At 53.1% G+C, this 18,427-nt stretch carries 16 protein-coding genes; 13 read left to right on the forward strand and 3 right to left on the reverse strand.

What is annotated here, in order from left to right; translation table 11 throughout:
- Positions 1-58 precede the first annotated feature (58 nt).
- Together F3J29_RS03975 and F3J29_RS03980 are read left to right on the forward strand one after the other, a co-directional pair.
- The gene (locus F3J29_RS03975) at positions 59-1,210 is read left to right on the forward strand and encodes a methyl-accepting chemotaxis protein (protein ID WP_166863208.1); all 1,152 of its coding nucleotides are present in this window, start codon (positions 59-61) and stop codon (positions 1,208-1,210) included.
- A 268-nt stretch (positions 1,211-1,478) separates the two neighbouring features.
- A complete protein-coding gene (locus F3J29_RS03980) occupies positions 1,479-1,730 on the forward strand; it encodes a DUF2766 family protein (RefSeq protein WP_008453864.1) in 252 nt (83 codons plus the stop codon).
- Between the two features lie 68 nt (positions 1,731-1,798).
- Here the strand turns inward: F3J29_RS03980 and F3J29_RS03985 are convergent, their stop codons facing one another.
- The gene (locus tag F3J29_RS03985) at positions 1,799-2,302 is read right to left on the reverse strand and encodes a non-heme ferritin-like protein (RefSeq protein ID WP_166863210.1); all 504 of its coding nucleotides are present in this window, start codon (positions 2,300-2,302) and stop codon (positions 1,799-1,801) included.
- Between the two features lie 816 nt (positions 2,303-3,118).
- The gene (uspC, locus tag F3J29_RS03990) at positions 3,119-3,538 is read right to left on the reverse strand and encodes a universal stress protein UspC (protein ID WP_166863213.1); all 420 of its coding nucleotides are present in this window, start codon (positions 3,536-3,538) and stop codon (positions 3,119-3,121) included.
- A 938-nt stretch (positions 3,539-4,476) separates the two neighbouring features.
- Between uspC and flhD the strand changes: the two genes are divergently transcribed.
- The 6 genes from flhD (at position 4,477) to cheW (ending at position 9,909) form a co-directional block, all read left to right on the forward strand.
- Positions 4,477-4,827, forward strand: a complete 351-nt coding sequence (gene flhD / locus F3J29_RS03995) for a flagellar transcriptional regulator FlhD (RefSeq protein WP_205246632.1) — start codon at positions 4,477-4,479, stop codon at positions 4,825-4,827.
- 3 nt (positions 4,828-4,830) lie between these two features.
- Positions 4,831-5,409, forward strand: a complete 579-nt coding sequence (flhC, locus tag F3J29_RS04000) for a flagellar transcriptional regulator FlhC (protein ID WP_039294634.1) — start codon at positions 4,831-4,833, stop codon at positions 5,407-5,409.
- A gap of 125 nt (positions 5,410-5,534) precedes the next feature.
- Positions 5,535-6,425: a flagellar motor stator protein MotA gene (gene motA, locus F3J29_RS04005; protein ID WP_008453872.1), complete on the forward strand. Its 891-nt coding sequence runs from the start codon at positions 5,535-5,537 to the stop codon at positions 6,423-6,425.
- Positions 6,422-7,351 carry a flagellar motor protein MotB gene (gene motB / locus F3J29_RS04010; RefSeq protein WP_166863216.1) on the forward strand — a complete coding sequence of 310 codons (930 nt, stop codon included), beginning with the start codon at positions 6,422-6,424 and terminating at the stop codon, positions 7,349-7,351. The genes motA and motB overlap by 4 nt, the downstream gene beginning before the upstream one ends.
- A gap of 10 nt (positions 7,352-7,361) precedes the next feature.
- A complete protein-coding gene (cheA, locus tag F3J29_RS04015) occupies positions 7,362-9,386 on the forward strand; it encodes a chemotaxis protein CheA (RefSeq protein WP_166864925.1) in 2,025 nt (674 codons plus the stop codon).
- A 28-nt stretch (positions 9,387-9,414) separates the two neighbouring features.
- Positions 9,415-9,909 carry a chemotaxis protein CheW gene (gene cheW / locus F3J29_RS04020; RefSeq protein WP_008453882.1) on the forward strand — a complete coding sequence of 165 codons (495 nt, stop codon included), beginning with the start codon at positions 9,415-9,417 and terminating at the stop codon, positions 9,907-9,909.
- 209 nt (positions 9,910-10,118) lie between these two features.
- On the opposite strand, the gene F3J29_RS04025 is transcribed toward cheW, so the two are convergent.
- Positions 10,119-11,384 carry a dicarboxylate/amino acid:cation symporter gene (locus F3J29_RS04025; protein WP_166863218.1) on the reverse strand — a complete coding sequence of 422 codons (1,266 nt, stop codon included), beginning with the start codon at positions 11,382-11,384 and terminating at the stop codon, positions 10,119-10,121.
- A 656-nt stretch (positions 11,385-12,040) separates the two neighbouring features.
- Between F3J29_RS04025 and F3J29_RS04030 the strand changes: the two genes are divergently transcribed.
- The 5 genes from F3J29_RS04030 (at position 12,041) to tar (ending at position 18,426) form a co-directional block, all read left to right on the forward strand.
- Complete coding sequence (locus F3J29_RS04030; RefSeq protein WP_166863220.1) at positions 12,041-12,571, forward strand: Csu type fimbrial protein; 531 nt, start codon at positions 12,041-12,043, stop codon at positions 12,569-12,571.
- A 14-nt stretch (positions 12,572-12,585) separates the two neighbouring features.
- Positions 12,586-13,305 carry a fimbrial biogenesis chaperone gene (locus F3J29_RS04035; protein WP_166863222.1) on the forward strand — a complete coding sequence of 240 codons (720 nt, stop codon included), beginning with the start codon at positions 12,586-12,588 and terminating at the stop codon, positions 13,303-13,305.
- A gap of 55 nt (positions 13,306-13,360) precedes the next feature.
- Complete coding sequence (locus tag F3J29_RS04040) at positions 13,361-15,640, forward strand: fimbria/pilus outer membrane usher protein (protein ID WP_166863225.1); 2,280 nt, start codon at positions 13,361-13,363, stop codon at positions 15,638-15,640.
- Between the two features lie 35 nt (positions 15,641-15,675).
- Positions 15,676-16,632: a Csu type fimbrial protein gene (locus F3J29_RS04045; RefSeq protein WP_166863226.1), complete on the forward strand. Its 957-nt coding sequence runs from the start codon at positions 15,676-15,678 to the stop codon at positions 16,630-16,632.
- 126 nt (positions 16,633-16,758) lie between these two features.
- The gene (gene tar, locus F3J29_RS04050; RefSeq protein ID WP_166863228.1) at positions 16,759-18,426 is read left to right on the forward strand and encodes a methyl-accepting chemotaxis protein II; all 1,668 of its coding nucleotides are present in this window, start codon (positions 16,759-16,761) and stop codon (positions 18,424-18,426) included.
- Position 18,427: the final 1 nt, after the last annotated feature.

Here is an 18,427-nt window from a genome sequence, read left to right on the forward strand (position 1 = left end):
CGCGCGTCGCTAAAGCCGCACAGGAAGTGCATTTTATTTTTTACCGGGGAACCAAAAAATGAACATTGTTCGCAATATTAAAATTCGCGCGATGGTGGTGCTGATACAAATTTTTTCAACGCTGGCATGGATCTGCGTGGCGGGTGCGACGCTATGGCTATTACATAACCTCAAACAACAGCTTGCGCTGAGCCCGGATCAGCTCACGTGGATTAACACGGCCCAACGGATGCTGATTATCTCCATTGCTATCAGCATTGCGATCGTCATTTTTACAGAACGCTACCTGTGGTTTTGCCTGGTAAAGCCGGTTAATACGATCCGCCACCACATGCATGTTCTGGCGCAGGGCGAACTGGCTGCCGCGCTGCCGGACTTAGGGCGTAACTGTATTGGCCTGATGGTACCGCCGATTCAAAAAATGCAGGAAAACTGGCAACGGGCGGTGAGCCGCATCCGGGACAGCGCCGAGGCTATTCGCACCAACGCCACCGAAGTTTCCGGGGTGAACACCGACCTGTCATCCCGCTCGGAGCAACAGGCCGCCGCGCTGGAGCAGACCAGCGCCAGCATGGCGCAGCTGAACAGTACGGTGAAGCTGAACGCCGACAATGCGAATCACGCCAGCCACCTCGCGCAGAATGCCACCAACACTGCGGTAAACGGCGGGGATTCGGTGAAGCAGGTAGTGAAGACCATGGACGTGATTGCCAGCAGCGCGAACAAAATTGTCGATATCACCACGGTGATTAACAGCATTGCGTTCCAGACCAACATTCTGGCGCTAAATGCCGCGGTGGAGGCCGCAAGGGCGGGAGAGCAGGGCAAAGGCTTTGCGGTCGTCGCCAGCGAAGTGCGTAATCTGGCCAGCCGGAGCGCCGGGGCGGCAAAAGAGATTGAAACGCTGCTCAACGACTCGGTCAGTAATATTCACACCGGATCGCAGCAGGTGCGAAAAGCGGGAGAAGCGATGGACGAGATCCTTCGCGCCGTGAAGCAGGTGAACGACATCATGGGGGAAATTGCCAGCGCCTCCCTCGAGCAAAGTCAGGGCATCGGGCAGGTCGGGATCGCCGTTCGGGAAATGGACAGCGTGACGCAGCAGAACGTGAATCTGGTTCAGAAGTCGGTGCTATCTTCCGTTGAGCTGGAGAAACAGGCGCACTATCTGCATGACGCGGTGGCAATGTTCCGCCTTAACGCAGTCTGAAAACCACGCATGTGAAAAAGCAGCCTTCGGGCTGCTTTTTTTATGCCCGACGCGGAGTGGTAACAAAAAATAGGTGAAGCCGATGGGGTAAATCACAGTCCCCGAATGCAGGAGATCTCGCCGGGTCACCGCGTGGCCTGCTGGTTGTTCGAAAAATGAGTCGTCGCCGGCATTTCGCTTCCTCTTCATCTCTCTGCCAGAGAATGGACTGTTGCCTGGTGCCGAGGCGCGCAGGTAGACTGTCGCGCAAATAAAACAGGAGATTAAAATGGCCGAACAACTCTCTGCCGATCAGGAACTGGTTTCCGATGTCGTGGCGTGCCAGTTAGTGATTAAACAAATTCTCGACGTGATTGATGTGATTGCGCCCGTTGAAGTCCGGGACAAGATGGCGGAACAGCTGAAAACCATCGATTTTACCACCCATCCGGCGGCTGTTGATCCGGTCACCCGCCGTGCGATTCAAAAGGCCATCGCCCTGATTGAGCTGAAATTTACTCAGCAAAAAGAAGCGCACTGAAGCTGTAGTCAACTGTCAGAAACAAAAAACACCGCCCTTTGCGGTGTTTTTATCAGAGGTGAAGCTACTCAGTGAGGGCTGTGCTCAACGAAGCTGAGTACGCGACTGTCGGTCTGGCTCATGCACAGGCCGGCCTTCCTGGCATCGCGCACCTCTTCCAGAATTGTTTTCAGCCGCTCTCCCTGCCGATCCTGTTCTAACCCAAGCGCCATCAAAAAACTCACCACTCTACCGGCATTGATGGCTTTAGCTTCTTCCTTAAGCGTGGTCAGCGTTTCATGCCGGAGGTGGTAATCGTCCAGCGTTTGTTGAAACAGCTCTTCCAGCGTCAGGCAGTGGCAATCAGGCGGGGGCATGGCGCCGACGCTGGGCATGCCGCCGGACTGTTTCATAAAATTGAAGACGCGCATCATGTGAGTCACGTTGTTTTGTGCCTGGCTGCGTAAAAAATTCGCGCTCCCTGTCAGGCTATGTTTGGCGCACCAGGCGCTCAGGTGCAGACACAGATGAGAGGCATAGAATTCACGATTAATTTGTGCATTAAGTTTCTGGATCATGCTGGCAGTGGGCATATAAATATCCTTATTTCATGAGCACTATTACGAAAAGATGTAATAAACATACGCCGCTCTCATTGATGAGAAAAGTCCTAAGTGGGGCTGTTTTTATTTTTTTTTGATTTTCTTTAAGATAAAAGAATTACGAAGTTATTCATGTTGGGTTTTTATGTAACATGCTGTATTTGATATAAAATATATCTATCTCCTTTTTCTGCTCATCCCTGTTTTGCTTTATATCAGAAATGTCGTTTTTTCAGCTTGTTGATTATTTTTAATGTGAATCATTTTTTAGTTTTTGGCAGGTTTCAATGTTGTCGGTTTGATCGTGTCGAGGTCATGTTTGTGGTTTCTGTCTCTGATATGGGAATTTTTTCATCTGGATTTCAAACAAAATTTGTACTCGCAGAGCGCAAGAGGCTGCCGCCAACCAGGCCGCTGTTGTGCAAGAAAAATGCTTCGGTATAAAAAGTAATCAAATCCAGGGGCAGAGATGCAGCAGGATCCGCTGATGCGGCTAATGAATTGATTTTTTAACCGGACGCAGCCGAAGGTGGCGCCGTGGGAACTAATGTACGGTTAAACACCGTTTGCATCGCCCGGCAGAAACATCTCCAGCCATAAACCAGGAAACGGCAGTCTCAGCGCAATCCAAAAATCTTGCCATAGGCGTGAGCATCTACATTATTAATTAAGAAGTTAGCTAAAACGCAGGATAAAAATTTTGTTTTTCAGGTAATGGCGTGATTAGTCGCTGTGGAATAACCGGGATGAGCAGCAACGTTAAGGCATCAAAAGCGGAGCAAGCTCCGCTTTCTGGCGGGGAGCTGATTAAAGCGGAACCAGCAGTACATCAACCTGGCTTGACGCCACCACAGCCTTGGCTGAGCACATAACCTTGCCAAAGAAACTCTGATTATGATTACCGCAAAGTACCAAATCAACGTCCTGCTTTGCACAGATATCCAGAATGTGCTCGCTTAGTTCCCCAGTGGAAATAATTACCTTTTCAACAGGATATTGCGCTTTCTCTTTAAGCTCAGCGAGAAAAAGATGGGTTTCTTCCAGCATCAGGTCGCGGAGATTCTCCATCATGGGAGCGGCAAGCTGATTATACAGTTCAGGATCGGACGCGAGCGTGACCAGCGTAATTTTTCCGTTGACGGGTTTGACGATGGAGACGGCCTTTTGTACCAGACGATGGCTTTCAGGCGTGATAGCAACGGCAACCAGCACATGACGATAGCTCATATAACCCCTCCACATTTAGTGTGCATTGTTAACATTTTCTTACACCAGTTGTGGCTCAGGCGCAACGCATGTCGCGGTACGAAATGTGAAGCCACTCATAGAAATTGTTTAGTTATTCTTATGAAACGAATTTGCAACATTGTTTCGTAGACGAAATGTGAAAATTTTCCATCAGGCGAACGGATTAATTTGAGAACCTGGATCGAGTGATAACTTTCGGTAACCGGTGCTTTTGAAATCATAACGCTCGGTTAAAATGCCGCTATAATTTCACTTAAGTCCATGAATAACAGCAGATTACTCTGAACAGCTTTCATAAAGTGTGATCGTTCAGACATTCCTGGCCGCCAGTATCAGATAAAAAGCAATGACAACTCATGGAGTTGTGATCTTTCAGTGTCACTATTCGTCTGCCGGCTTCGGTAAAATTCTCAATCAGATGAAAAAGTAAGCAAATGAAAAGCGATTCTGATGCTTTTCACTCCGAAGGATGATGTATTTATGTGATCTGCGTCACATAAATTCCAAAATCGCAGGTGGCTGCATTGTATGTGCCAGGGGCTGCGAGTAGAGTTTGCCCGAATTAGGAAAAATCTTAGTTTTTTGTAATAAAATGATGAACGACAACAGGCGTTCGGGCTCTGTCAGGGAAATGGCTTCTTCTGTGGGATGCGAAGAGGTTTAGTCAGGGCTAAAGATTTATCCGTGCATTTTGGCCGTTACGATTGTTTTAATTTAACCGGGGCGACCCGGCGACATCGCGGGGTGCGGTAACAACCCCCTAATAGTTCAGAAAACAGTAATGGCGCGACAGATGCGCTTCGGATTCTTACAACCGTAAGTTTCTGAAGAATTTACTCGCGCTGACACGTTACTGTCATCCGACATATTTAGGCTGGGCCGCATACAATAATAGTTGGTTATTCGGGATGGAAAAAATGCATACTTCCGAGTTGCTAAAACATATTTACGACATCAATTTGTCGTACTTATTGCTTGCACAGCGTCTTATTAGTCAGGACAAAGCTTCGGCTATGTTTCGCTTGGGTATCGCTGAAGATATGGCAAATACGTTAGGGGAACTTACGTTGCCCCAAATGGTGAAATTGGCAGAAACTAACCAGTTAATTTGTCAGTTCCGTTTCAGCGAAAGTCAGGCAATTACTCGCTTAACACAAGACTCCCGTGTGGATGATTTACAGCAAATTCATACCGGTATTTTGTTATCTACCCGTTTATTAAATGAGGTGTCGTCGCCCGCCGAGGCACCTAAGAAAAAAAGGGCATAACAAATGAGCGAGAAAAGTATTGTCCAGGAAGCTCGCGACATTCAGCTTGCTATGGAGCTGATAACACTGGGTGCCCGACTGCAAATGCTGGAAAGCGAAACGCAGTTGAGCCGTGGTCGCCTGATCAAACTCTACAAAGAACTCCGTGGAAGTCCTCCTCCAAAAGGGATGCTGCCTTTCTCTACTGATTGGTTTATGACCTGGGAGCAAAACATTCATGCTTCCATGTTCTGCAATGCCTGGCAGTTTTTACTTCGTAGTGGGCTCTGTACCGGCGTTGATGCGGTGATTAAGGCCTATCGACTCTATCTTGAACAATGTCCTTCCCAGTCAGATGGCCCGCTATTGGCGCTGACTCGCGCCTGGACACTGGTGCGTTTTGTTGAGAGCGGCATGCTCCAGCTCAGCCAGTGTAACTGCTGTGGGGGCAATTTTATTACCCACGCCCATCAGCCGGTCGGCAGCTTTGCCTGCAGTCTGTGCCAGCCGCCATCAAGGGCGGTAAAAAGACGTAAACTTTCCCAGAATGCTGCCGATATTATTCCACAACTGCTGGATGACCAGGTGGAACAGGCTGTGTAACAGATTCTGTGTTTGCGTATTCCAGCAGCGGTGAGTGATTGCCGCTGCTTTTTTTATGCCCAAACGCGACGCTGCACCTGCCTCCTGGGCATCCTCGCTACACTCAACGGCGTAAGGATGATCTCGTGCTGATTTTAATAGGTTACCTGGTTGTTTTAGGGACAGTGTTCGGCGGTTACATGTTGACCGGCGGCCACCTTGGCGCACTTTATCAACCTGCTGAATTTGTGATCATTGGTGGGGCGGGTATTGGGGCGTTTATCGTAGGGAATAACGGCAAGGCGATTAAGGGCACCTTAAAAGCGCTGCCGCTGCTCTTCAGACGGTCAAAATATACCAAAAGCATGTATATGGATTTGATGGCATTGCTTTATCGTCTGATGGCTAAGTCGCGTCAGCAGGGCATGTTTTCACTTGAAAGAGACATTGAAAACCCAAAAGAAAGCGAAATCTTCGCCAGCTATCCGCGTATTTTAGCGGACACCATGATGCTTGATTTTATTGTCGATTATTTGCGTTTAATCATCAGCGGAAATATGAATACATTCGAAATTGAAGCGCTGATGGATGAGGAAATCGAGACCCATGAAAGCGAGGCGGAAATACCGGCCAACAGCCTTGCGCTAATGGGAGATTCATTACCCGCCTTCGGTATTGTTGCTGCGGTAATGGGGGTTGTGCACGCTCTTGCATCCGCTGACCGTCCCGCTGCGGAATTAGGCGCATTAATTGCTCACGCTATGGTGGGTACTTTCCTCGGTATTTTACTGGCCTACGGTTTTATTTCCCCATTAGCGAGCGTACTGCGCCAAAAAAGTGCTGAAACCACCAAAATGATGCAGTGTGTGAAGGTCACTTTACTCTCCAGCCTCAACGGTTATGCGCCGCCAATTGCGGTTGAATTTGGCCGTAAAACGCTTTACTCCAGCGAGCGTCCATCGTTCATTGAACTGGAAGAGCACGTCAGAGCGGTACGTTCTCCGAACGCGCAGCGTGCGACGGAAGAAGAAGTATGAAGAATCAGGCCCATCCCATCGTTGTCGTAAAGCGCCGCAAGCACAAGGGACACGGCGGGGCGGCCCACGGCTCCTGGAAAATTGCCTACGCAGACTTTATGACCGCGATGATGGCTTTCTTCCTGGTCATGTGGCTGATTTCCATCTCCAGCCCGAAAGAGCTGGCGCAGATTGCTGACTACTTCCGCACTCCGCTGGCTCAGGCCATTACCGGCGGCCAGCGTATCGCCGACAGCGAAAGCCCCATTCCGGGCGGGGGCGATGACGTCACCCAGCAGCAGGGCGAAGTGAAAAAGCAGCCCAACATTGAAGAGCTGCGCAAGCGCATGGAAGCCAACCGCCTGAAGCGCATTAAAGGCGATCTGGATCAGCTTATCGAGTCCGACCCTAAACTGCGTGCGCTTCGCCCGCATCTGCAAATCGACCTGGTGCAGGAAGGGCTGCGTATTCAGATTATCGACAGCCAGAACCGGCCGATGTTTAAAAACGGCAGCGCGGAAGTGGAGCCTTACATGCGCGACATTCTGCGCAAAATCGCCCCGGTGCTGAACGGTATTCCTAACAAGATCAGCCTGTCCGGTCATACCGATGACCTGCCTTATGCCAACGGCGAGCGCGGCTACAGTAACTGGGAGCTTTCCGCCGACCGCGCGAATGCTTCCCGCCGTGAACTTGTGGCCGGCGGCCTCGATGACGGCAAAGTGCTGCGCGTCATCGGGATGTCCTCACAGATGAGCCTCTCCAAACGCGGAGGCGGGGACGCCATTAACCGTCGCATCAGTTTGCTGGTGCTTAATAAACAGACCGAAGACGCCATCATGCACGAGAACTCCGAGAGCGAGAACCAGCCTCTCAGCGTTCTGCAGCAGGATCCTACGGCGGCTCCGGCGAATAACGCAGTTGCGCCACAACCAGGCACGAGGTGATAGCGTGAGCATGGATATTAGCGATTTTTACCAGACATTTTTTGACGAAGCCGACGAACTGTTGGCCGATATGGAGCAGCATCTCCTGGATTTGGTGCCCGAGGCACCGGATTCTGAACAGTTGAACGCTATATTCCGTGCGGCCCACTCCATCAAGGGTGGCGCCGGTACGTTTGGCTTCTCTGTCCTGCAGGAAACGACCCACCTGATGGAGAACCTGCTCGATGAAGCGCGGCGCGGTGAGATGCAGCTCAACACCGATATCATCAACCTGTTTTTGGAAACCAAGGATATTATGCAGGAACAGCTGGACGCCTATAAAAACTCTGAAGAGCCGGATGCCGCTAGCTTCGACTACATCTGCAAAGCCCTGCGTCAGCTGGCCCTGGAAGCCAAAGGCGAGGCACCCTCGGCGCCGGCCAAACTCTCTGTGGTGGAAACCGAGCAGTCTGCACCAGCGTCTGCGCCTGCCGACAGTGGCGGCAGGCTGCGCGTGGTGATTGATGGCCTGAAAGAGGCTGAACGTGACCTGATGCTCGAAGAGCTGGGGAACCTGGGTACCCTGAGCGATGTGGTTAAAGACGTCGCTTCAGTGGCGGCCACGATGGAAACCAGCGTCAGCGCAGATGATATTACCGCCGTACTCTGCTTTGTGATTGAGCCTGAACAAATCAGCTTTGTGCCGGTTGCCGCAGCCAGCGCCCCGGCGGTGGCAGAAACCACTTCGGTGGCGGTGCCTGAGGCTGCTGCTCAAACGGCTGTCGCCGTGCAAAAAGCCGGCCTGCCTGAGCCGTTAACCCCAGCGACAGGGCGCGTTGAGCGCGATAAACCTGCCGCTCGTGCATCTGAATCGACCAGCATCCGCGTGGCGGTAGAGAAAGTTGACCAGCTGATTAACCTGGTGGGTGAACTGGTTATCACCCAGTCGATGCTGGCCCAGCGCTCTAACGAACTTGACCCGGTCAACCACGGGGATTTGATCACCAGCATGGGGCAGCTGCAGCGTAACGCGCGCGACCTCCAGGAATCGGTGATGTCTATCCGCATGATGCCGATGGAATACGTCTTCAGCCGCTTCCCGCGTCTGGTCCGCGATCTGGCCGGGAAACTTAACAAACAGGTGGAGCTGACGCTGATGGGCAGCTCCACAGAGCTGGATAAGAGCCTGATCGAGCGTATTATCGACCCGTTAACGCACCTGGTCCGTAACAGTCTTGACCACGGTATCGAGTCACCGGAGAAACGCCGGGCGGCAGGCAAGTCCGAAGTCGGCAATCTGATTTTGTCTGCGGAACATCAGGGCGGCAATATCTGTATCGAAGTGACCGACGACGGCGCTGGGCTTAACCGCGAACGCATTCTGGCGAAGGCCATTTCCCAGGGAATGCCGGTCAGCGAAAGCATGACCGACGACGAAGTTGGAATGCTGATCTTCGCGCCGGGCTTCTCTACCGCTGAACAAGTCACCGACGTGTCTGGCCGTGGCGTGGGTATGGATGTGGTGAAACGTAACATCCAGGAGATGGGCGGCCACGTTGAAATCCAGTCGAAGGCCGGGGCAGGGACGACGATCCGCATTCTGCTGCCGCTGACGCTCGCTATCCTCGATGGCATGTCGGTTAAGGTTAGCGACGAAGTCTTTATCCTGCCGCTGAACGCGGTAATGGAATCTCTGCAGCCGCAGGAAGAAGACCTGCACCCGCTGGCGGGCGGCGAGCGCGTTCTGGAAGTGCGTGGGGAATATCTGCCGCTGGTGGAGCTGTGGAAAGTCTTTGACGTTCAGGGTGCAAAAACCGAAGCCACGCAGGGCATCGTAGTGATCCTGCAAAGCGCCGGACGCCGTTATGCGCTGCTGGTCGATCAGCTGATTGGTCAGCATCAGGTTGTGGTGAAAAACCTTGAAAGCAACTACCGCAAGGTGCCGGGTATTTCTGCAGCCACCATTTTGGGTGACGGCAGCGTGGCGCTGATCGTCGATGTTTCTGCGCTGCAGGGGCTAAACCGTGAACAACGTCTGGCGCTAACCGTCGCCTGATTAACCGCTGAAAAGAATAGGTACGCAAATGACTGCACTAACGAATGTGACAAAACTGACCGGGGAAAACGTAGGCCAGGAGTTTCTGGTGTTCACCCTCGGCGCTGAAGAGTACGGCATTGATATCCTGAAGGTGCAGGAGATCCGCGGTTACGATCAGGTGACGCGCATCGCGAACACGCCTGCGTTTATCAAAGGTGTTACCAACCTGCGCGGCGTGATTGTGCCGATTATCGACCTGCGCCTGAAGTTCGAACAGGATGGCGTGGAATATAACGACAATACCGTGGTTATCGTGCTGAACCTGGAAAAACGCGTGGTCGGGATTGTGGTGGACGGCGTGTCCGATGTGCTGTCGCTGACGGCGGATCAGATTCGTCCTGCGCCTGAGTTCGCGGTCACTCTGTCGACTGAATACCTGACGGGCCTGGGCGCGCTGGGTGAGCGTATGCTGATTCTGGTGAACATTGAAAAACTGCTGAACAGCGAAGAGATGGAACTACTGGATTCTGCGGTCGCTTAACTGACGCGATAAGAAAGAAGAAGGGCTACCCGAAGGTAGCCCTTTTTTGTTTTACAAAGAGGGAAAAAGCGTGGTTTTCCCCTCTGTGTGGTTATCAGCCGAAAATCACAAAGTGATTTTCCAGTTTATTTATTGGCGGAACCTGGTATTGCTTCATTGGCCAGATGTTGCCGACCTCCGATAAGGGCTACCCGAAGGTAGCCCTTTTTTTACGCCTGAACTTCTTCCGCCGGCACGGTGCCGGTATCTTCCAGCATGCCTTCGTTCTTGGACAGCATCGCGGTTGCCACACCGTTACCCAGGACGTTGATGGCCGAGCGGCCCATATCCAGGAAGTGGTCAATGCCCATCAGCAGCAGGATACCCGCTACCGGAATATTGAAGCTTGGAATGGTTGCCGCCAGCACAACCAGCGCAGAGCGTGGCACCCCGGCAATACCTTTCGACGCCAGCATCAGCGTCAGCATCAGCACGGCAATCTCAGAGAAGGAGAGATGCACGTTGTAAGCCTGGGCAATAAACATGGAGGCGAAGGAGCAGTAAACCATCGACCCGACCAGGTTAAAGGAGTAGCCGATTGGCAGCACAAACGAGGCGATGTTACGGGAGCAACCAAAGCGGGTAAGCTGATCCAGCGTTTTCGGATAGGCCGCTTCAGAGCTGCTGGTGGTAAAGGCCACCAGAACAGGATCTTTCAGCATCGCCAGCAGGCGGAACACATCTCGCTTCAGCACCATGTAGCCGACGCTAATCAGCACGATGCAGGTCAGCACGATAGCCACATAGTAGCCGCCGATAAACGAAGCGTAGTTGAGCAGAATGCCCAGACCCTGGGTCGCTATCACCGAAGAGATCGCAGCGAAAATGGCCAGCGGCGCGACGTACATTACGTAGCCGGTCACTTTCAGCATGATGTGGGAGACAACGTCCAGCGCGCTCACCAGGGGGGCGTTAAATTTCTCGCCCAAAGACGCGCCGGCAATACCAAAGAACATCGAGAACACGACAATCTGCAGGATTTCGTTGTCCGACATCGCCCCCGCAATGCTGGTTGGGATGGTATGGGAAATAAAGGCTTTCAGCGTCATCCCGCTGACGGCCAGGCCGGTCTGAACGGCTTCGGCCGGGACTTCCAGGTTCATGCCCGCACCCGGTTGCTCCAGGGTGACAATAAACAGGCCGACCAGAATCGACAGCACGGAAGAAGAGACAAACCAGACCATCGCCTTACCGCCTACGCGGCCAATGGTGGAGGTTTCGCCCAGCTTCATGATACCGACCGTCAGGGTGCTAAAGACCAACGGTGCAATCACCATTTTGATCAATCGCAGGAAGATATCGGTAAACAGCGTGATGTTATCGGCGTAGCCTTTGATGACGTCGGCGGCGGCGTATTCGTGGATGGCCGCACCGGTGAAGATCCCCGCTATCATGAACAGAATGATGAATAGCGTGAGTTTGTTTGAACTTGCCACTGACTTAGTAACCCCGTAGTTGACTGTAGTTAATGTGTGTTTTTTTGTAACTTACTGACCCCTATATAATTATTGTTTCCGGGCCGTAAATGTGCGGAGCATAAATTGAATCAAACTGCGCCGATATACAACTCTTTTTTATAAATTCTGTTAATTGTTATTTAAGCAGCACTTAAATATTGTTTGTGATAGACATCACAAAACAACGGATATATTCTTTTCACTTTGCAATGATGTAGGATGTTTCTTGGTTAATTTATTGTTTTTATTGGAAATAATGTGTCAATTCATCGTGCGAATGAATTTTTTGACGCGGTCTGGTTATTTCCCGTTCTCTAAACTAAATTTCAACTAAGTGATGGCGTAACGTACTGATTTTTTTCTTACCGAACGGTCTATAAAGGTTGCGATCGGAAACGGTTTTGCCTGCTTGATAAATGAGCGATTGGGGTTTGTTTGTGGGCGAAATGATTTTTTTGCAGCATGAACGGTACTAGATAGTCAGCCATTTGGCTTCATGACGAATTATATAAACGACAAGTTATGGTGTCCGCAGTATTTATTAAAGCGGAATGTAGACTTACGTTAAATCATCCCGTACCGCTTCGTTGTGTATTCGCGAAGCATTATTGAATTATTTGAATGAGGGTAAGGATATGAATTCAGCCACTGCAGCACGCTTAATTCTCTCTTGTACTGCCTTTGCGATTATACCGTCGGCTAATGCGGCGGTGGCAAACGGTACATTTCAGGTCCTCATTACGATTACAAAGTCCTGTGCAGTAACGGCCGGTACGGGATCGAATATTAACCTCGGGTCGGTTGCCGCCAGCGCAGTAAACACCTCGCAAAGTAATACGTTCACCGTTAACTGCTCTAAGGCAACGCCCTATTTTATCGGGCTTGCGCCTTCTGCGGCCAACGGAGGAACCACCACCGGTTCGGGGGCAATGTCATCCGTGCTTAACGCTGCAACCAACACCGACAAAGTCCCTTATCAGTTGAACCAAACCTCGGCTACCGGGCCGGTTTGGGGTAACACCGCGACTACAACGGCTGTAGGTAACGGCGTGGCGGGCGTGGGCACTGGTCTGGCTATAACGTATACGGTTTATGCCACAGCGGCGAGCGCCAACTACACGCCAGACAGCTATGCGGATACGGTGACCGTCAACGTTAACTACTGATTTCAGGACAACGGATGAAAATGAAATTAGGCGGACGCCCGGCCTGCGCGTGCCTGTTGCTGGCGCTGGCCGTGGGACAAAATGCGCTAGCCGGTGGCCTGCAGATATCGCCGGTTAACCTGACGTTGAGCGCCACACAAAATGCGGACGGTATCTGGTTAAGTAATGAAGGAACAGCGCCGCTCAACGCGCAGGTCCGGGTTTTTAACTGGCAGCAAAGCGGCAATGCCGACAGGCTGTCAACCTCTCAGGGGCTGGTCATTAGCCCGCCTATCGTGACGCTACCCGCCGGAGAGCGCCAGCTTGTCCGCGTGATCCGCACGACGCCTGCCACCAATCAGGTGGAGCAGGCCTATCGCTTGTTTATTGATGAGCTGCCGCCCGCTAAACTGCAGCAAAATACCATCCAGTTCGTTATGCGTTATTCCGTGCCGGTATTTTTGCAGCCTGTCGGACAGGCCGAAAATACAGTGAAACTTAAATGGGCATTAGTACAAGCCGATGGCAAAACGTTTGTTGATGTGAGTAATCAGGGAAACAGTCACGCCCAGCTTTCTGCCATGACGTTTATTTCAGCTAATGGTGCACGAAAAACGATTACTTCAGGCCTGTTAGGTTATGTTCTTCCCGGTTCAACTATGCGGTGGATAATATCTTCGTCTGCCAGTGATGCTTATCACAGTGGAAAGGTTGAAGTCACTATCAATGGTCAAAAAACAGAACAAAATCTATGACTGGCCATATTCTTTGGTAAATATTGTATTGCTTAATGGTTTATTTTTTTCAGGCATGACAGCAGCACAAAATACTAATAATGACTTACCTCAGAATGCGGCCAGCAATGACACAGCCCAGCCTGTAGGCGTGGATTTATATCTGGACACGACGGTGAACGGGAATGCCGTGGGTCTGGTTCATCTTGGCTACGCGCAGGGAAAACTCTACGGCGACGCAATGGCCCTGCGTCAGTTGGGATTTCGCCTGCCGGAAAAAGCCCAGCCGCCGTTCTATCTGAACGATATTGCTCAGGTGAAGGTGGACTATAACGTCCAGCAACAAACCCTGGCGTTGACCGCGCCGCTGAGCCTGTTAGATCTAAAAACCACCCAGCTCAATCAGTCTGATATCTCCTCGCCGAAGGCCGCCAATGCCTTTGGGGCATTGCTGAATTACGACCTCTACGGTGACAGCGGCAAGACTAGTAACTTCAACACTTTCAGTGAGTTCCGGGCATTTAATTCGGCAGGCGTGCTGAGCTCGACCCAGCTTACCCGCTACAGTACGGCACAGAATAACAATCAGTCTTTTAGCCGCCTGGACACCAGCTGGCGCTCCTCCTTTCCCGATAAAATGCTGGCGGTAACCCTCGGGGATACGCTCACCAGTTCGCTTTCATGGTCCCGGCAGACCCGTATCGCCGGGGTGAAAATCGGGACGGATTTTGGCCTTAACCCTTACATGCCGACGACCCCGCTGCCCGCGTTTTTGGGCTCGGCAACGCTGCCTTCCAGCGTGGAGCTGTATGTCAACGGGGTTAAATACTATAACGGCGAGGTTCCGGCGGGCAGTTTCCAGCTAAATACGCTGCCAAATATCACCGGCGCAGGGAATGCTCAGGTGATGATGACCGATGCCCTGGGCAGAACCAGCGTGCAGAACTTCTCTTTTTATAACGATCAGCTTCTGCTGAGGGAAGGGTTGACGGACTGGTCGCTTGAGCTGGGCGTCGTCAGAAAAAACTACGGCTATTCCTCCTTCGACTACGCCAGCGAACCGGCAATCAGCGGCACCTGGCGGCGGGGGTTCAGCAACAGCCTGACCGCCGGCGGCCATATGGAAGCCAGCGACAGTCTGGTCAACGGCGGGCTCGGCAGCGACTGGATCCCCTGGAGCCAGTCCGGAACGATTTCAACCGCGCTGGCGGCAAGCTCGGATGCCGGGGAGAACGGCTTTTTGTATAGTCTCGGCTACCGCTGGTCCGGCGGGCGCTTCAACTTTAGTTCCAGCGCGACGGCCACCTCCGGCGACTATCACGATGTGGCGACGCGATATGGTGCGCCACCGCCGGCCTTCAGCGGCAGCGCTGTGGTGGGGTATAACTTTGGCGTGGGGGGGAATCTGAGTCTGAGTTACCTGCAGTTTCGCTATCCTGACCAAAGCGCTATTCGCTACGCCAACGCCAGCTGGTTTAAACCCATCACGGAAAACATCTCCTTAAGCGCCAGCGTTAACCAGAATATTGATAACACCCGAGACCGCAGCGTTTACCTGATGCTGACCGTCAGTACCAGCAATAGCCTTACGGCTGGGGCAACCGTGCAGCGCACCGGTGACAAGATGGGTTACCAGCTTAATGCCAGCCAGAGCCCACCTTCGGAAGGCGGTATCGGCTGGAATGTGGCCGCCAGTCAGCAAAGTTCGCAGCAAACCGGCCAGGGTGAGGTGGGTTACCTGGGGCGCTATGGCCGCGTATACACTGGCTACCGCAGCGTGCCTGATAATAACTATGGCTATGCGGGCGCGACGGGTTCTCTGGTGATGATGGGCGGCGGCGTGTTTGCCGCGCGGGAGATCAACAACGGTTTTGCCGTCGTTTCGACGGACGGTATTCCGGACGTGCCGGTCAAGCTGCAGCATAACCTGGTGGGCAACAGCGACAGCAGCGGCCTGCTGTTGGTGACACCGCTCAACAGCTACCAGAACAACCTGATCAGTATCGATCCGATGAACCTGCCGGCTAACATGCGGATCCGCAGCGTCAGCCTGAATGCTACCCCGGCCGATCGCTCCGGAACGCTGGTGAATTTTGATATCAAGCCGGTTCGCGCCGCGCAGGTAAGCCTGGTTGACGGTAAAGGTAAAGCCATCGCCGAAGGCAGCCCGGTCAGGTTGATGACCGGCGCCGGGCAGAACAGCGTTGTCGGGTTTGATGGCATGACCTATTTCGATGCGCTTGAGCTGCACAATCAACTCCGGGTGACAACAGAAAGCGGCCTATGCGTGGCTGAGTTTGACTATCCAGAGAATCAGAAAAGCGTACCGACTATTGGGCCTATCGTGTGCCGATAGCGTATCTGAGGCATTTTAAGACAGGAGTTACCCGCATGAGATTGAAACAACTGTTACTGCTGGCGGTGCTCCTGCTTTCCCCCGGGATTAGCCATGCGGTCGTTTGCTCGGTGAGCAACGTGCAAACCGTTAATTTTGGCACCATCAACCCGCTGGCGGCGGGGACGCCCAATACTTCGATGACCTTCGATTACAGCTGTACCAAACAGCTGGGCGATCTGCTGGCCGGGGTAACGCTTTGTTTTAATATCGATGGCGCGGGGGTAGGGAACCACAAAATGTCTTTCGCCGGGCCGCCGGCCAGTACGCTGAGCTATGAGCTGTATCAGGGCACGTTAAGCGGAGGGGCGTGGGGGAGCCAGTTCCAGTCGGGAACAACTTTTCCGGTGGTGCAGCTCAACTTACTCAACCTGACGCCCGTCACCGGCAGCCTGACGGTCTATGCCCAAATGTTGCTGCCGCAAACTTCCGCTGCACCGGGAAGCTATCAGGATATTTATACCAGCGGCATGACCACGGTCACGATGAATACCGGCCTGCTGGCGCCGCCCGCAAGCTGCGGCACGGGCGTGGCGGCAAACTTTCCTTTTAACGTTGTGGCCACCGTGAACAAACAGTGCAACGTCAGCTACGCCAATAACGTTAGCTTCGGGCAGGTAGCGGCGATGCAAAGCAACGTGGCGTCGAATAATACTATCGGTATTGCCTGCACCAACGGCACGCTTTATACCGTGGGCCTGACGCCATCGAACGGCAACACGGGCGGCACCGGGGCGCTAAAAGGGACTGGCGCTAACACCGACCAGGTGCCTTATCAGCTACGACAAGCCACCGGGACATCCGGGGCGGTATGGGGCAACACGGCGCAGAACATGCCGTCCAGCACCGGTACCGGGGCGACGCAGCAATTCCCGGTCTATGTCACTATTCCCAGCACCAACTACACGCCGGATGACTATGCCGACACGGTGACCATCACCGTAACCTATTGATCGTTGCCTTCCCCCAGCACAGAGCCGGTTGCCGTGGCGCAACCGGTTAATTTCCCTGTGACTTAACGTAAAGTTCCCGCGTGCCGTGCCGATAACCTCGGGAACAAGTCGTTAAAAGGGCGTCCTATGTTAAAGCGTATTCGCGTTGTCACCATGCTGATGATGGTGCTGGTGGTGTTCGCGCTGCTGCAAATCATTTCCGGTGGAATGTTCTTTAATTCGTTAAAAAACAACAATGATAACTCCAAAATCTCCCGCGAACTGCGGGTGCAGCAGGCCGAATTAAATCAGGCATGGATCCTGATGTTGCACACGCGCATTAACCTTAGCCGCTCAGCCGCACGCATGATGATGGATCCGGCCAATAGCCAGAGCGCAGCCAAAACCGATCTGCTGAACAATGCGAAGAAATCCCTTACCAGCGCGGAGCAGCATTACAACAACTTTAAACAGGTTGCGCCCATTTCCCCAGAAATGAACACCGTGGTGAAAGATATCGACGGTGATTATCAGACCTACCATCAGGCGCTGGCGGAGCTGATTGGCTACCTGGAAAGCGGCAACATGGATGCCTATTTCGGTCAGTCGACCCAGGGCATGCAGAATGCGCTGGAAAAAGCCTACGACGGCTACCTGGCGCTGAACGATCGCATGTACGAAGCCTCGTACGTCGACAGCCGCGACGGCTATACCTTTGCCATCTGGCAGCTTGGCATTTTAGCCCTGGCGCTGGCTGCCGTCATTTTGCTGGTCTGGGTCGGTATGCGCCAGATCCTGCTTAAGCCGCTGAACGTGGTGATTGGCCATATCCGCGAGATTGCGGCCGGAAACCTGACGGAAAAAATTTCCGTTGAAGGGAAAAACGAGCTGACCCAGCTTGCCTCCAGCGTACAGCACATGCAGCAGGAGCTGATTACCACGGTCAGCAGCGTGCGCGAAGGGTCGGATGCGATTTACAGCGGCACCACCGAAATTGCCGCAGGCAACAACGATCTTTCCTCCCGCACCGAGCAACAGGCGGCATCCCTGGAAGAAACTGCCGCCAGTATGGAGCAACTCACCGCCACCGTTAAACAGAACGCCGAAAACGCGCGTCAGGCTTCTCAGCTGGCGCTGAATGCGTCCGAAACCGCGCAGCGCGGCGGCAAGGTTGTGGATGGCGTGGTGAAAACCATGCATGACATCGCAGGGGCCTCCAAGAAAATTGCCGACATCATTAGCGTAATTGATGGGATTGCTTTCCAGACCAACATTCTGGCGCTGAACGCGGCGGTAGAGGCCGCGCGTGCCGGTGAGCAGGGTCGTGGTTTTGCGGTCGTCGCGGGAGAAGTGCGTAATTTAGCCAGCCGCAGCGCCCAGGCGGCGAAAGAAATTAAGTTGCTGATTGAAGATTCCGTTTCACGCGTGGACACGGGATCCGTGCTGGTGGAAAGCGCAGGGGAAACCATGAGCGACATCGTGAACGCGGTGACGCGGGTCACGGACATCATGGGCGAAATCGCCTCCGCTTCTGACGAGCAAAGCCGGGGTATCGATCAGGTCGCCCTGGCCGTGTCTGAGATGGACAGAGTGACGCAGCAGAACGCCTCGCTGGTGGAAGAGTCTGCTGCCGCGGCCGCCGCGCTGGAGGAGCAGGCCAGCCGCCTGACTCAATCGGTCGCGACGTTCCGTTTGCAAGGGAATGCGGGTAGTAAAAAACCTGCAGCGGCCGCGCCGGTAGCGCAAAGCCCTGTGGTTCACGCCCCGCGTACTCCGGCCCGGGCCGGGGATGACGATAACTGGGAAACTTTCTGAT

The organism is Enterobacter sp. Cy-643, assembly GCF_011752815.1.
Lineage (GTDB): Bacteria > Pseudomonadota > Gammaproteobacteria > Enterobacterales > Enterobacteriaceae > Cedecea.